The 12,316-nt window shown below is 72.9% G+C and carries 13 protein-coding genes; 5 read left to right on the top strand and 8 right to left on the bottom strand.

Annotation, left to right across the window (positions count from 1 at the left end):
* Nucleotides 1–2: 2 nt before the first annotated feature.
* On the bottom strand, nucleotides 3–560 hold the full coding sequence (locus ACNYC2_RS13800; RefSeq protein WP_419707567.1) for a hypothetical protein: 558 nt from the start codon (nucleotides 558–560) through the stop codon (nucleotides 3–5).
* Between the two features lie 151 nt (nucleotides 561–711).
* Between ACNYC2_RS13800 and ACNYC2_RS13795 the strand changes: the two genes are divergently transcribed.
* Complete coding sequence (locus ACNYC2_RS13795) at nucleotides 712–1,299, top strand: TetR/AcrR family transcriptional regulator (protein WP_419707566.1); 588 nt, start codon at nucleotides 712–714, stop codon at nucleotides 1,297–1,299.
* A gap of 58 nt (nucleotides 1,300–1,357) precedes the next feature.
* A complete protein-coding gene (locus tag ACNYC2_RS13790) occupies nucleotides 1,358–2,764 on the top strand; it encodes a threonine/serine ThrE exporter family protein (RefSeq protein WP_419707565.1) in 1,407 nt (468 codons plus the stop codon).
* 22 nt (nucleotides 2,765–2,786) lie between these two features.
* Here ACNYC2_RS13790 and ACNYC2_RS13785 read toward each other — a convergent pair whose 3' ends face one another.
* Together ACNYC2_RS13785 and ACNYC2_RS13780 are read right to left on the bottom strand one after the other, a co-directional pair.
* Nucleotides 2,787–5,207: a protein kinase domain-containing protein gene (locus tag ACNYC2_RS13785; RefSeq protein WP_419707564.1), complete on the bottom strand. Its 2,421-nt coding sequence runs from the start codon at nucleotides 5,205–5,207 to the stop codon at nucleotides 2,787–2,789.
* 153 nt (nucleotides 5,208–5,360) lie between these two features.
* Nucleotides 5,361–5,720 (bottom strand): MerR family transcriptional regulator, encoded by a 360-nt coding sequence (locus tag ACNYC2_RS13780; RefSeq protein ID WP_419707563.1) that lies wholly within the window; start codon nucleotides 5,718–5,720, stop codon nucleotides 5,361–5,363.
* Nucleotides 5,721–5,772: 52 nt separating this feature from the next.
* On the opposite strand from ACNYC2_RS13780, the gene ACNYC2_RS13775 reads away from it, so the two are divergent.
* Nucleotides 5,773–6,801 (top strand): aldo/keto reductase, encoded by a 1,029-nt coding sequence (locus tag ACNYC2_RS13775; RefSeq protein WP_419707562.1) that lies wholly within the window; start codon nucleotides 5,773–5,775, stop codon nucleotides 6,799–6,801.
* 108 nt (nucleotides 6,802–6,909) lie between these two features.
* Here ACNYC2_RS13775 and ACNYC2_RS13770 read toward each other — a convergent pair whose 3' ends face one another.
* On the bottom strand, nucleotides 6,910–7,374 hold the full coding sequence (locus tag ACNYC2_RS13770) for an HtaA domain-containing protein (RefSeq protein WP_419707561.1): 465 nt from the start codon (nucleotides 7,372–7,374) through the stop codon (nucleotides 6,910–6,912).
* A gap of 146 nt (nucleotides 7,375–7,520) precedes the next feature.
* Between ACNYC2_RS13770 and ACNYC2_RS13765 the strand changes: the two genes are divergently transcribed.
* Complete coding sequence (locus ACNYC2_RS13765) at nucleotides 7,521–8,594, top strand: glycerophosphodiester phosphodiesterase family protein (RefSeq protein ID WP_419707560.1); 1,074 nt, start codon at nucleotides 7,521–7,523, stop codon at nucleotides 8,592–8,594.
* A gap of 109 nt (nucleotides 8,595–8,703) precedes the next feature.
* Here the strand turns inward: ACNYC2_RS13765 and ACNYC2_RS13760 are convergent, their stop codons facing one another.
* Nucleotides 8,704–9,165, bottom strand: coding sequence for an ArsR/SmtB family transcription factor (locus ACNYC2_RS13760; RefSeq protein ID WP_419707559.1), 462 nt, complete (start codon nucleotides 9,163–9,165; stop codon nucleotides 8,704–8,706).
* Nucleotides 9,166–9,810, bottom strand: a complete 645-nt coding sequence (locus ACNYC2_RS13755; protein WP_419707558.1) for an SRPBCC family protein — start codon at nucleotides 9,808–9,810, stop codon at nucleotides 9,166–9,168. It abuts the gene before it with no gap.
* A gap of 171 nt (nucleotides 9,811–9,981) precedes the next feature.
* Here ACNYC2_RS13755 and ACNYC2_RS13750 point away from each other — a divergent pair, with 171 nt between their 5' ends.
* Complete coding sequence (locus ACNYC2_RS13750; protein ID WP_419707557.1) at nucleotides 9,982–10,626, top strand: N-acetyltransferase family protein; 645 nt, start codon at nucleotides 9,982–9,984, stop codon at nucleotides 10,624–10,626.
* Nucleotides 10,627–10,667: 41 nt separating this feature from the next.
* Here ACNYC2_RS13750 and ACNYC2_RS13745 read toward each other — a convergent pair whose 3' ends face one another.
* Both ACNYC2_RS13745 and ACNYC2_RS13740 read right to left on the bottom strand, forming a co-directional pair.
* The gene (locus tag ACNYC2_RS13745) at nucleotides 10,668–11,063 is read right to left on the bottom strand and encodes a hypothetical protein (RefSeq protein WP_419707556.1); all 396 of its coding nucleotides are present in this window, start codon (nucleotides 11,061–11,063) and stop codon (nucleotides 10,668–10,670) included.
* Nucleotides 11,064–11,143: 80 nt separating this feature from the next.
* Nucleotides 11,144–12,301: a trans-sulfuration enzyme family protein gene (locus ACNYC2_RS13740; protein WP_419707555.1), complete on the bottom strand. Its 1,158-nt coding sequence runs from the start codon at nucleotides 12,299–12,301 to the stop codon at nucleotides 11,144–11,146.
* Between the last annotated feature and the right edge of the window lie 15 nt (nucleotides 12,302–12,316).

The following is a 12,316-nucleotide window of genomic DNA, read 5'->3' as shown; positions in this document are numbered from 1 at the left end:
CGTCAGCTCTCCTTCTTGGCGACGCGGTGCAGGCGCAGCGCGGAGGCGAGGAAGAAGATGCCGCCGAGCGTGGCGTACCCGGCCAGCGAGGTCAGCATGGCGTTCGGCCCGCCGGCCATCAGGAAGAAGCCCGTGCCGGCGAACACGGAGATGCCGCCGCTGAGGATCATGGCCCACTGCCCGCCGAGCCGGTAGCGGCGCACGGCCACGACGAGCTGCACGATGCCCGCGGTGATCGCCCAGACGCCCCAGACGCGCAGGACGGCGGGGATGCCCGAGGTCACGGCGACGGCCAGGCCGATGGCGGTGAGCAGGCTCAGGGCCATGTTGAGGTACAGGCCCACCGTGGGTCGCGCGGTCTTCGAGGACCGGAAGTCGACGACGGCGGCTGCGACGTCGAACAGCGGGTAGAGCACCAGCAGGCCGATCGTGGCCGGGCCCAGGCTCTTGCCGACGACGACCAGCAGCACCGCCCAGACGATGGCGAAGCCGAACCGGACGAAGTAGAGGTTCCGCAGCGAGACGGCGGCGGCAGTCGGTGAATCCGTAGCGGTTGTCATGAGGTTCCTTGTGATCGAGGCCGCGGTCCGGGAGCGGGTGCGCCCTTCCCAGCGGCGATATGTCTAGGTAGAATGACTAGTAACTCCACCTGTCTGGACAGTACACATCCATCAGCGCCGGGCGCAAGGGGAGCGAGGAGAGGAGCCACGTATGATCGCGACCGTGCAAGGGTCCATGCGAGAACGCCTGATCGAGGCGGCCAACGAGCTGTTCTACGCGCAGGGGCTGCGCGCCGTGAGCGTCGACAAGGTCATCGAGCGCGCGGGCACCACGAAGGTGACGTTCTACCGGCACTTCCAGAGCAAGGACGACCTGATCGTCGCCTACCTGGAGTCCCGCGCCGAGCTCGAGCGCAACGGCGTCGACGCGGCGATCGCCTATGGGAAAGGCGACGTGGACGTGTCGCTGGGTCTGATGGCCGACCACACCGGGGCGGCGGCATGCAGCCCCGGGTTCCGCGGCTGCCCGTTCATCAACGCGGCCGCCGAGTACCCGGACCCGGAGAGCGCCGTCCGCAAGCTGGTCGACGCGCACCGCGACTGGTGGACGAGCGCTTTCGAACGGCTCGTCGCGCCGCTCGGGCTGGCCGACCCCGCTGCCATCGCCGACGACCTGATGCTGCTGCGCGACGGCATCATGGTCGCCGGCTACCTCGGGGAACCCACCAAGGTCGCCGCCTCGTTCCTGCGCAGCTGCCAGGCCGTCATCCGGTGCGCGCCCCGCGCGTCGGGCGGGTAGCCGCCGGCGTACTTCCGGCCGCGTGCCGGTGGCGGCGTCCCTCAGCACAATGGGGTGCATGCCTCAGCCAGCTCGTCGAAGCCTGTACTCGTCGGTGCGCAGGGCCCTGCGGACCGACCCTTCGGACGCTCCGGCCACCGAGGTGCATCCCGCCGTCGACGACACGATGGTCATCCGGTCGCTGGACCTGGCGATGCGCATCGGCGAGTCGATGTTCGCCGTCGGGGCGTCCGCCCACGAGGTGACCCTGGCGATCACGCGCGTGGCCGACGCGTACGGGCTCCGGGGCGTGCACGCGGACGTCACCTACACGTCGATCGCCCTGTCGTACCAGGCCAGCGGCGAGGGCTGGCCGCACACGCTGCTCCGCGTGGTGCGCGTCGCGGCGCCCGACCACATGAAGCTGCAGCGGCTCCAGGCCCTGCTGGTCGACATCGACGAGGGCCTGGACCTCGACGAGGCGCGGACCGCGTTCCGGGCGATCCGCCGCGTGCCGTTCCGGTACCGGCAGCCCGTCGTCGTGACCGCGCGGGCGCTGCTCGCGGTCGGCGCGAGCATCCTCTCCGGGGGATCGCCGGTGGTCGTGGCGCTCACCTTCGTCGCGGCGCTCGGGGCCGCCGCGACGCAGTCCGGGCTCGCCCGGCTCCGCGTGCCGTCGTTCTTCAGCCAGATCGCGGGCGCCTTCGTCACCACGGCGGTCGCGGTGGTCGTGTCCGCGCTCGCGGCGGCGGACGTCGAGCCGTTCGCCGGCGTGCAGCCCTCCATCATCGTCGCGTCCGGGATCGTCCTCATGCTCTCCGGCCTCACCGTGGTGGGCGCGGCGCAGGACGCTATCGACGGCTTCGCGCTGACGGCGGCCGGCCGCATCCTCGACCTCACGCTGCAGACGCTCGGGCTGGTCGTGGGGATCCTGGCCGGGCTGGAGCTCGGCAGCATGCTCGGGTTCCGGATGGCCCTGCCGGACGGCCCACCGCCGCTGGGTCCGCTGCCGGACCAGGTCTGCGGAGCGGTGATCATCGCGGTGGCCGTGGCGCTGTTCAACGGCGCGGGCCTGCGGATCATCGCCGTCAGCGGGGTGCTGGGCGCGGTCGCGGCGCTCGGTTACGCCGTCGCGCAGACGGCGGCGGGTCTGCACCCGGCGGCCGCCAGCGGCATCGCGGCACTGCTGGCCAGCTTTGTGGGCGTCCTGATCGCCCACAACCTGCACGTCCCGTCCGTCGCGGTGACGACGGCGGCCATCGTGCCGCTCGTGCCCGGCGGCGCCGTGTTCTACGGGCTGCTCGGCATGGTCCACGCCGACCCGACGTCGGCGCCGGCAGCCGACGGCGGGGCCGGCTCCCTGGTGCTCGCGGCATCGGTGGGGATCGGGCTGGCGGCGGGCGCGTCGCTGGGGATCTATCTCGGGACGCCGGTACGGGCCACGCTCGCCGGCGTCGCACGCTCCCGGGCGCGCGTCCGCCGCTGAGCGCGGCTCCGTCAGCGCTTCGTCAGATCCCCAGGTACAGCAGGTTGGAGCTGGTCGCCCACAGCACCGCCGAACCCGCTCCCACGAGCAGCACGGAGACCACGTAGAACCAGATCCGCATCTTGTGCCCGAGGATGCGCAGCAGCGCCGCCAGGCCGAGGGCGGCGATCGCGAACGCCGGCGCGGCCAGGAACGGATCGCCCGCCTGCGGGTCCTGCGTGACCAGCAGGTACACGGCTCCCACGAGCAGCAGTCGCGGGACCCAGCGCAGCAGGGCGCCGAGCAGGCGCAGCGGCCACGGCCTCTTCTTGCGCTGCGGCGCGGCGGCCTGAGCCGGAGGCCTCTGCTTCGCGGCCGGCTGGCCCGTCGGCTGCACCCTCTGCTGCGCACCGGGCCGGACGCCCTGCTGGACACCCGGCCGGACGCCTTGCTGCACAGCCGGACGGACACCCTGCTGCACGGCGGGGCGGACGCCCGGCTGCATGCTCGGCGGACGCGTCGCGGGCTGCTGCCGGGCGGGCGGCGGCTGCGTGACCGGCATCGGGCGCGTGGCGTGCGTGACCTGCTTCACCGGCGGTTGCTTCGGGGATGGGCCGAGATGCTTGACGGGGCTCTTGCGCGGCTCGAACGACTGCGGCGCCGGGGCCAGCTTCCGCACGACCTGGGTCGCCGCGGCCGGCGAGGCCGCGGGCGACCCGGGCAGGACGGCCGGGGGAGCGGGCGCACGCCTGCCGCCGGCGGGGGCCTGCTCGACCTCCCGGACGGGTTCGGGGCTGCGGAACGCGCGCCAGCCGCGGAGCGTGTCCGCGTGGCCCTCGGGCGGAGACGCGCTCTGCCAGCGCATCGCCTGCCAGATCCAGTCCTTGATCTCGGCGGGAGTGCGGCCTTCGGCGACGTGCGCGCCGATCTCCGCGACGTGGTCGGCGACGACCTGCTCGGCGGCGCCGTCGAAACCGTCCGCGTGCACCTCGGTCAGGACGCTCATCAGTGCGCGGTCGTACACGAGGGCGTGCCAGGGCTCCGTGACGCGCGAGGAGGGCGTGGCGGCGTCGGACAGCGGGCGGCCCGGCTGGAACAGCTTCGTGTGGCCGCGCCCGGTCAGCACGTCGGTCGCCGGGACGGCGGCCGCCTCGGCCGCCGTCACGCCGGCGCTGAGGACCTGCGAGGTGAGCATCAGCGTCGGGTCGGGTGTCGCGCTCGCGAGGCGGGCGCGCACGACACCCGCGATGTTCTCCAGCGGCGGCCGGTGGTCCGGCTGGTACCGGGTCATGGCGAGCACGAGCGACCGCACGTGCCTGTCGATGACGGGCGGTGCGGGCAGGGGCTCCGTGTCGGGGACGACACCGGCCGGCTCCTCGTCGACGAGGTCGGTGGCCACCAGGTCGCGGCCCAGGAAGTTCAGGTCCAGCGGCAGCGTGCCCGTGCTCGCGTACAGGAGCAGCAGGCCGAGGCTGTACACGTCCGACCGCGGGTGCACCCGGCGCCCGAACAGCTCCGGCGCCATGTAGGACACGGTTCCGGCGGGCTGGGTCGACGTCGCGGCGTCGAACACCTTGGCGATGCCCAGGTCGATGAGCACGGCGCGGTCGCCGTCGACCATGATGTTCGCCGGCTTGAGGTCGCGGTGCAGTGCGCGCTGCTCCTGCAGCACGAGCAGCGCGTCGACCAGCTGCTTGGCCAGGCTCAGCGCCTCGCTCCCGGACAGCGGACCCTCCTCGCGCACCCGGTCCCGCAGCGTGGTGCCGGGTACGAGCTCCATCGCGAACCAGGGCTGCTCCGCGTCCAGGCCGGACTCCACGAAGCGCGGGAAACCCCTGCCGTCCAGGCGTTCGAGGAGGTGGGCCTCCTGCGCGAAGCGGTCCCTGGCGTCGTCGTGCAGGCCGGTCAGGACCTTGAGGGCCACCTCGGAGTCGTCGTCGGCCACCGCGCGGTACACGTGCGCGAAACCGCCGTGGCCCAGGGCCTCGGCGAGCGTGAACCGGCCCATGCGTTCCCCGCTCGCGGGGATGCGCCGGACCGGGCGCACGGGGAGCGCTCCGGCGAGCGGGGTGCGCCGGACCGGTGCGACGTCGGGTGCGGGCTCGGGTGCGAGGACCGGGACGAAGTCGGACGGCGGGACGGGGGCCTGAGCTTCGTCCGGAGCCGGAGCCGGAGCCGGAGCCGGAGCCGGGTCGGGTGCGGGGGCCGAGGCCGGTGCCGGGTCGGGTACGGGTGCCGGGTCGGCTGCCGGGGCTTCGTCGACGACCGGGTCAGGGTCGGACGGCGGAGGCGGTGGAGGCTCAGCAGCCGAGGCCTGATCGGTCGCCGGGGCCGGAGCCGGCTCGGGGTCCAGGACGGAAGTTTTTGCGGCTGCGGCTGCGAGCTCAGGATCAGGCAACGGGACCGGACCGGGGCCGACGGCCGCTGGCGCGACCTCGCCGACGCCTGGCGCTGGTGACGTCATGCGGGCAACCTACCAGCGCCTTCGCGCCGGTCCCAGAAAAGTCCCAGTCTGCCGCCGACGGATATTTCTGGTAGTGGTCGGCCAACCTTCAACCAGCAGTTGAGCCTCGACCTCAACTTGAGGTTGAATCTTCGGCCCGGCCGTCGCGGCGCCTCACACACCCTGCTCCCGGTACCACGCGATCTTCTCCCGCAGTCGCTCCTGCTGGCGGCGGAGCGTGTCTATCGACTCCTGCACGCGCCGGTCGTGCTCGTCGAGCAGCGCTACCCGAGCGGCCAGCGTGGCCTCGTCGAGCGACAGCTCGGCGTACCGCTTGAGGTCGGCGATCGGCATGCCCGTGTCGCGCAGGCAGTGGACGAGGTCGAGCCAGCCCAGGTCGTCGTCGGTGTAGGTGCGGTGCCCGCTCGACGTGCGCGCGATGGGGCGCAGGATGCCTTCCCGCTCGTAGTACCGCAGCGTGTCGATGCTGAAGCCGGAGACCTCGGCGGCCTGCGCGGGCGAGTATGTGGTCATGCTCAGATCTTGCCCTTGACCTGGAGTGCGCTCCAGGGTTTTGGCTCGTTCCATGACCACGTCGCAGACCACCACCAGCACGTCACCGGCCACCGAGCCCACCACCGAGCCCGGCAACGTCCACGACACCCCGCCCGCCGAACGCCTCGTGCTCGGCGCCATGATGTTCGGCACGGCGGTCGACGAGGCGACGTCGTTCGCCGTCCTCGACCGGTTCGTCGACGCCGGCGGCCGGTGGATCGACACCGCTGACTGCTACGCCTTCTGGGCGAGCGAGTCCGGCTACGGTGGGCAGAGCGAGGAGCTGCTCGGCCGCTGGTTCGCGGCGCGCCCCGGCGTCCGCGACAGCATCCTGCTCGCCACGAAGTTCGGGGCCGAGCCGCGCGACGCGGCGAGCTGGCCCGCCTCCCGCACCGGGCTGTCCGCGACGGCGATCCGTGAGCAGATCACCGGCAGCCTGCGCCGCCTCGGCACCGACCACGTCGACCTCGCCTGGGGGCACATGGAGGACCGCTCGGTCCCGGTCGAGGAGACCGCCGACGCCTGCGCGGCCCTCGTGTCCGACGGCGTAGCGGGGCGCATCGGCCTCTCCAACCACCCGGCGTGGCGGGTCGAGCGTGCCCGGCAGCACGCCGTCGCCCAGGGGGTCGAGCCGTTCAGCGTGCTCCAGCACGCCTACAGCTACCTCCAGCCCCGCCCCGGGACGCTCACGGGGAACCACCGGTTCGGCTGGCTGAACGACGAGCTGGCCGACCTCGCCGCCGTCGAAGGCCTGGACGTGTGGGCGTACACGCCGCTGCTGTCCGGGGCGTACGACAACCCGGCGAAGCCGATCCCCGAGATCTTCGACCACCCGGGCAGCACGCGGCGCCTCGCGGTGCTCGACGAGGCGGCGGCCGAGGTCGGGGCGTCACGCGGTCAGGTGGTCCTCGCCTGGCTGGTCGCGCGCGGCATCCGGCCGATGCTGGGCGGCAGCAAGGTGCACCAGCTGGACGCGGCGGTCGAGGCGGTAGCCCTGGAGCTCCCGCCCGAGCTGCTGGAGCGTCTGAACGGTGTGGACGTCACCCCACCCTCCGCCTGACCGTTGAGTGCTCCCACCGTTGGTCGAGCTTGTCGAGACCCTGTCCCGAAGCGGATCAGGTCTCGACAAGCTCGACCAACGGGGGAGCGCTCAACCAGCAGGGGTGGGTCAGGTGAGGTCGATCGTGACCGGCTCGAAGGGGGTGGCTGTGGGGTAGCTGCCGCCCCAGAGCTTGGCGCCCTCGTCGGTCAGCTCTACCTGCTGCCAGGTGAGCCGCGTGCCGTCGTCCGACCGCTCGGGCGCTCCCGCGAGCCGGAACGCGTCCGTGCGCACGTCCGCGTCGCGGTCCCGGATGGACATGGTCCAGTCGGGGCCGCCGTCGGCGGGGGCGGTGACCTCGATGTCGGCGACCTCGCCGACGAACGAGCCGAAGTGCCCGATGAAGACCACCGACCCCGTGAACGCGAACAGGCCGGAGTCGGCAGTCGGGTCCGGGCTGCGTTCCGGGTCGAGCGGGAAGTGGAACGAGGCGCCGCTGCCGCCGACGGCGTCGTCCTGCACGATGCGGCCGCCAGGCGCCCCCATCACGTACATCAGCAGGCTTGCCTTGATCTCCCAGTCCAGATGAGCCACGCGAGAACGGTACTCCCACGTGCGGGTTCGTGGTGCTCGGCACCGGGGAGCGGTCATCGGGCGGACGACGCTCGTTCACACGGGCTTCGACGGGACGACGGCGTGGCGCCATACCGCCGACACCGGACGTGGCCAGGCTCGGGCGCATGAGAACCACCCCACGTAGTACCACCGCAGCACTTGCCGTGACCCTCGCGACCACGCTCGCCCTGGGCGCCGCGCCGGCGTCCGCCGCGCCGGAGGGCCACCCGCGCGCCTTCGACCTCCAGGCCCACCGGGGCGGCATCGCGCTCACCGTCGAGAACACGCTCCCGGCCTTCGACAACGCGCTCGCGCTCGGCGTGAGCACGCTCGAGCTCGACGTGCAGATCACGCAGGACGGGTACGCCGTCGTCACGCACGACCGCGACCCGAGCCCGGCCAAGTGCGTCGACACCGAGCCCGCCTTCCCGGGCGACCCCGAGTTCCCGTACGTGCCCGACAAGACGTACATCAAGGACCTCACGCTCGCGCAGGTCCGGACCCTGGACTGCGGTTCGCTGCGGCAGCCCCAGTTCCCCGGGCAGGAGCTGCACCCGGGCGAGCGCATGCCGCTGCTGTCCGAGGTGCTGCGGCTGGTCAACCGGCACCGCGCCCACCAGGTCACGCTCAACATCGAGACCAAGGTCGAGGCCGGCGCCCCCGAGCAGACGGCGCCGCGCGAGCAGTTCATCCAGGTCGTCACGCGCGAGGTCCGCAAGGCGCACCTCGTGGACCAGGTCACGATCCAGAGCTTCGACTGGGGCTCGCTGATGCGGATGAGCGAGGTCGAGCCCCGGTTCCCGCTGGTCGCGCTGACCAACGGCCAGCAGTTCCTCCAGGTGGGCGCGCCGGGCGCGTCGCCGTGGCTCGGCGGCCTCGACATCGACGACTTCCAGGGCTCGATCCAGGAGAAGTTCGTCGCGGCCGCCGCCTCGTTCGGGGCCGACGCCGTCTCGCCCGTGCACGGCGACCCGCAGGGCGGCACAGTGACGGACCCCGGCTACGTTCCCTTCACCACGCCCGAGCTCGTCGACGCGGCCCACGACGCCGGCATGGACGTCATCCCGTGGACCATCGACGACCGCGCGACCATCGAGTCGCTCATGGACATCGGCGTCGACGGCATCATCACCGACCGCCCCGACCTGCTGCGCACCATCATGGCGGAGCGCCACCTCAAGCTCCCCAAGCGCTACTGACCGGCGGCGGGGTGCGAGACACCGTGCCGGACGATCGGTAGTACGTCAGGAGATCGGCAACCCGGGTTGCCGATCTCCTGACCTTTTGCCGATCACACGCGCTCGGGCGTCAGCCCGCCGCCTCGTTCCCAGGGGCCGCGGCGTCCGGGGGTGTTCGACGGCGTTCCCGGCGGCCGCGGGCCAGCTCCGTCGCCAGGGCGTCGAGCGGCTGGGCGAACGTGTCCTCGAACCGGGCGAGCCAGGCGCGGGCCGCGGCGGTCCCGGCGTCGTCCACGGCGTAGAGGCGGCGCGTGCCCTCGGCGCGCACCTGGACGAGGCCCGCCTCGCGCAGCACCCTGAGGTGCTGCGAGACCGCCGGCTGCGTGATGCGCACGCGGGCCTGCAGGGCGGTGACCAGGGCTCCGGCCGGCTGCTCGCCGGGGATCAGGAGCTCCAGCAGCCGACGTCGCACCGGGTCGCCGAGCGCCTCGAACACGCCCGCGCGCGCGGAGTCGAGGGCGTCGGCACCGTGTGCGTCGTCGGCGGCCGCCGCGTTACCGTCCGGGACCGGCGCGCGGCGCGCCGACGGCACTCAGGACTCCGGCGGCGTGGTGTAGAACGCCAGCGTGCGCTCTCCGGCCGCGCGGGCCTGGTCGGCGTCGTCCCCGGCGGCGATGGCGGCGTCGACCCAGCCGGTGTTGGCGAGCCGCGCGAACTCGATGCCCTCGGGCGAGAGCGACCACTCCTGGACCTCGGCGGGGTCCAGGGCCGCCCCGCTGGCGAGGTGCAGGCCGAGCCCCATCAGGCTGAGGTCCCAGCCCACGCCCGTGGCGCCCGGGCCGTACTGCTTCCAGAGGTCGGGGTCGACCCCGGCCTCGTGCACGAGCTCGAGGGTGGTACCGCCGTCGGCCGGGGTGAGGTGGACGGTGAGCCAGGAGACGGTGTCGCCGAACTCCCAGGTGACCGCGAAGTTGTCCGGCGCGGCGCAGCGCTCGACGGTGCCGCCGGCGTTGCCCTCGAGCTGGTAGCGGCCGCCGACGGTGAGGTCGCCGCTGACGGGAAGGAACCAGCGGGGGAGGCGGTCGGCGGACGTGAGGGCCTCCCAGAGGTCGTCGCGCTCGGCGGCGTAGGTGCGGCGGGCGACGGCGACCTTCGTCGGGACGCCGTCCCGGCTGCTGTCGCGGACCTCGCGGGTCACGAGGCCGGCTGTGGTGGCGGGGTCGATCAGGGTGGGCATGGTGTCTCCTTCTATAAGTGGCTACTTATGTTAGTCACGAGTTCGCGCTGGGGGCAAGGAATCGTCTCTGTGCCGTCCGGAGCGGCGTCCCGAGCTGCGAGATGGCGCGCATAAAAAGTGTGCCAAGCGCACCAATCCGCGAGTGTCGGTGAGGCGGAGTAGGTTCCGAACATGGCCCAGATCGCCGTGGTTCCCGCGACTGCCGACCGGTTCGACGACATCGCCCGCGTCATCAACCCCACCGGTCGCGAGCAGGCGTGCTGGTGCATGCACTGGCGGGCGCCGGCCAAGGAGGAGGTCACGACGCGTGGGGCGCGGCTGCGTGAGCTGACCGAACGTGAGCCGGCGCCGGGCATGCTCGCGTACCTCGGGGACTCCGGTGGGGCCGGCATCGGCACGGGGAAGTCCGGCGCCGAGGTGGCGGGCTGGCTCGGCTTCTCGCGCCGCTCGGACGCCGGATCGCTGCAACGGTCCCGGGTGCTGCCCGTGGGCGAGCCGGAGACGTGGCCCACGACCTGGGTGTTCATGTGCGTGACGGTGCGCGCCGGCTTCCGCCGGCAAGGGATCGCCCAGGCCCTCCTCGACGCCGGGGCCGACTACGCCGCGCGCCACGGGGCGACGGCGCTCGAAGCGTTCCCTGTCGAACCCGAACCCGGTCGCCGGGTGCCCGTGAGTGCGGCGTTCGTCGGTACCGTCGGGATGTTCGAGCGTGCCGGGTTCGACCGGCTGGCGCCCACGGGTGCCACGAGCGGCCGGCTGCCCCGCTGGCACATGCGCCGTGAGCTCACGCCGGGGCGGGAGCACGCGCCGGGCTGACCACCGCACGCCTGAGCCGATCGCCGCACACCTGGCGGGCGCTACTCCTCGACCGGCACGACCACGCACAGCTCGAACGTCTCCCGGCCCCGGCGAAGCAGGTACCGCACACGCTCCGCCGTCGCCTCCGACGCGTTCTCGTCCTTGTAGCTCCAGCGCACGTCGACCCAGAGCAGGGCGTCGCCGACCTGCTCCACCGTGCGCACCTCCGGGACCGCGGCGACGAGCCCCTGCTCCCGGTAGGCGGCGAGCATGCCGCCGAGGGCGTCCCGCGCCGCCTCGGCATCGGGCACGACGAGGGACCGTCCGGCCTCCACCACCACCGACGGGTAGGCGAGGCTCTCGGTCACGGTCTCCAGGTCGCCCGAGCCGAGCGCCACACCGTAGTCGACGAAGAACTTGACCAGGTCGTCCTGGTCATAGGGAGTGCTGCTCATCCCCTCACGTTAGGCCGACTCCCCGTTGAGTGCTGGGTATCTGCCCCCTCAGCGCGGCCAAGAGGGCAAATACCCAGCACTCAACGTGCCGCGTGGGTGAGGGCCGCCAGCAGGTCTTGCCAGAGGTCTTCTGCGTCCTCCAGGCCTACCGACAGGCGGACCAGGTCGGGGGAGATGCCCGCGTCCTTGCGGGCCACCTCGTCCATGATCCGGTGGGTCAGGGAGGCGGGGTGCTGGATGAGGCTGTCGACGCTGCCGAGGCTCACGGCCGGCGTGATCAGCCGGACGGCGGAGACCAGCGCCACCGGGTCCACGGACGTCTCGAACGAGACCATCGCCCCGCCCACGCGGGGGTAGTGCACCCGCGTCACCCGGGGGTGCTCCGCCAGCCGGCGCGCCAGCTCGGCCGCAGTGGCCGACGCTGCGCGCACCCGCACCGGGAGGGTCGCCAGCCCGCGCAGGAGCTCGTAGCCAGCCATCGGGTGCAGCATGCCGCCCGTCATGAACCGGACCTGCCGCAGCGACCGGGCGAACTCCTCGGAGCAGGCGATCACGCCGCCCATCACGTCGCCGTGCCCGCCCAGGTACTTGGTGGCGCTGTGCAGCACCAGGCTCGCGCCCAGCGTCAGCGGTCGCTGCAGCACCGGAGTGGCGAACGTGTTGTCCACCAGGAGCGGCGCGGTGCCGCAGGCGTCGGCCAGCGCGCGCAGGTCCACCTCGGTGAGGGTCGGGTTGGCGGGGCTCTCGACGACCACCAGTCCGGTCCTGTCGGTGACGGCCGACGCCACCTCGTCCGGCGTCACCCACCGCACCGAGTTGCCGAGCAGGCCGGACTCCAGCAGGTGATCGGTGGTGCCGTACATCGGCCGGACGCCGACCACCTCCGGCTTGCCCGCCGCGACCTGGGCCAGCACGCAGGCCGACAGCGCCGCCATACCGCTCGCGAACGCGACGGCGGCCTCCGCCCCCTCGAGCTCGGCGAGCGCGTTCTCGAAGCGGCGCACGGTCGGGTTGGCGACGCGGCCGTACACGGGCGGGCCGCCGTCGTCGTGCCCCGCGGCGAACTCGTCCAGGCGCTCGGCCTCGCCGACGACGTCGTACGACGGGTAGGTGGTGGACAGGTCGATCGGCGGGGCGTGCAGGCCCAGCGCGGCGAGGTCGTCCTTGCCGGCGTGGACGGCGCGCGTGTTCCAGGAGTGGGTGCTCCCTGCGAGCGGGGTCTCCGCGTGCGTGGTCATGGAGGACTATCGGCA

Origin of the sequence: Promicromonospora sp. NFX87 (genome assembly GCF_048564965.1) — a bacterium.
Classification (GTDB): domain Bacteria; phylum Actinomycetota; class Actinomycetes; order Actinomycetales; family Cellulomonadaceae; genus Promicromonospora.
This window is presented reverse-complemented; position numbering and strand designations above follow the sequence as displayed.

Bases quoted from the DNA above. Each gene is read 5' to 3' on its own strand.
- ACNYC2_RS13800 (WP_419707567.1), bottom strand. From the start codon at position 560: ATGACAACCGCTACGGATTCACCGACTGCCGCCGCCGTCTCGCTGCGG.
- ACNYC2_RS13795 (WP_419707566.1), top strand. From the start codon at position 712: ATGATCGCGACCGTGCAAGGGTCCATGCGAGAACGCCTGATCGAGGCG.
- ACNYC2_RS13790 (WP_419707565.1), top strand. From the start codon at position 1,358: ATGCCTCAGCCAGCTCGTCGAAGCCTGTACTCGTCGGTGCGCAGGGCC.
- ACNYC2_RS13785 (WP_419707564.1), bottom strand. From the start codon at position 5,207: ATGACGTCACCAGCGCCAGGCGTCGGCGAGGTCGCGCCAGCGGCCGTC.
- ACNYC2_RS13780 (WP_419707563.1), bottom strand. From the start codon at position 5,720: ATGACCACATACTCGCCCGCGCAGGCCGCCGAGGTCTCCGGCTTCAGC.
- ACNYC2_RS13775 (WP_419707562.1), top strand. From the start codon at position 5,773: ATGACCACGTCGCAGACCACCACCAGCACGTCACCGGCCACCGAGCCC.
- ACNYC2_RS13765 (WP_419707560.1), top strand. From the start codon at position 7,521: ATGAGAACCACCCCACGTAGTACCACCGCAGCACTTGCCGTGACCCTC.
- ACNYC2_RS13755 (WP_419707558.1), bottom strand. From the start codon at position 9,810: ATGCCCACCCTGATCGACCCCGCCACCACAGCCGGCCTCGTGACCCGC.
- ACNYC2_RS13750 (WP_419707557.1), top strand. From the start codon at position 9,982: ATGGCCCAGATCGCCGTGGTTCCCGCGACTGCCGACCGGTTCGACGAC.
- ACNYC2_RS13745 (WP_419707556.1), bottom strand. From the start codon at position 11,063: ATGAGCAGCACTCCCTATGACCAGGACGACCTGGTCAAGTTCTTCGTC.
- ACNYC2_RS13740 (WP_419707555.1), bottom strand. From the start codon at position 12,301: ATGACCACGCACGCGGAGACCCCGCTCGCAGGGAGCACCCACTCCTGG.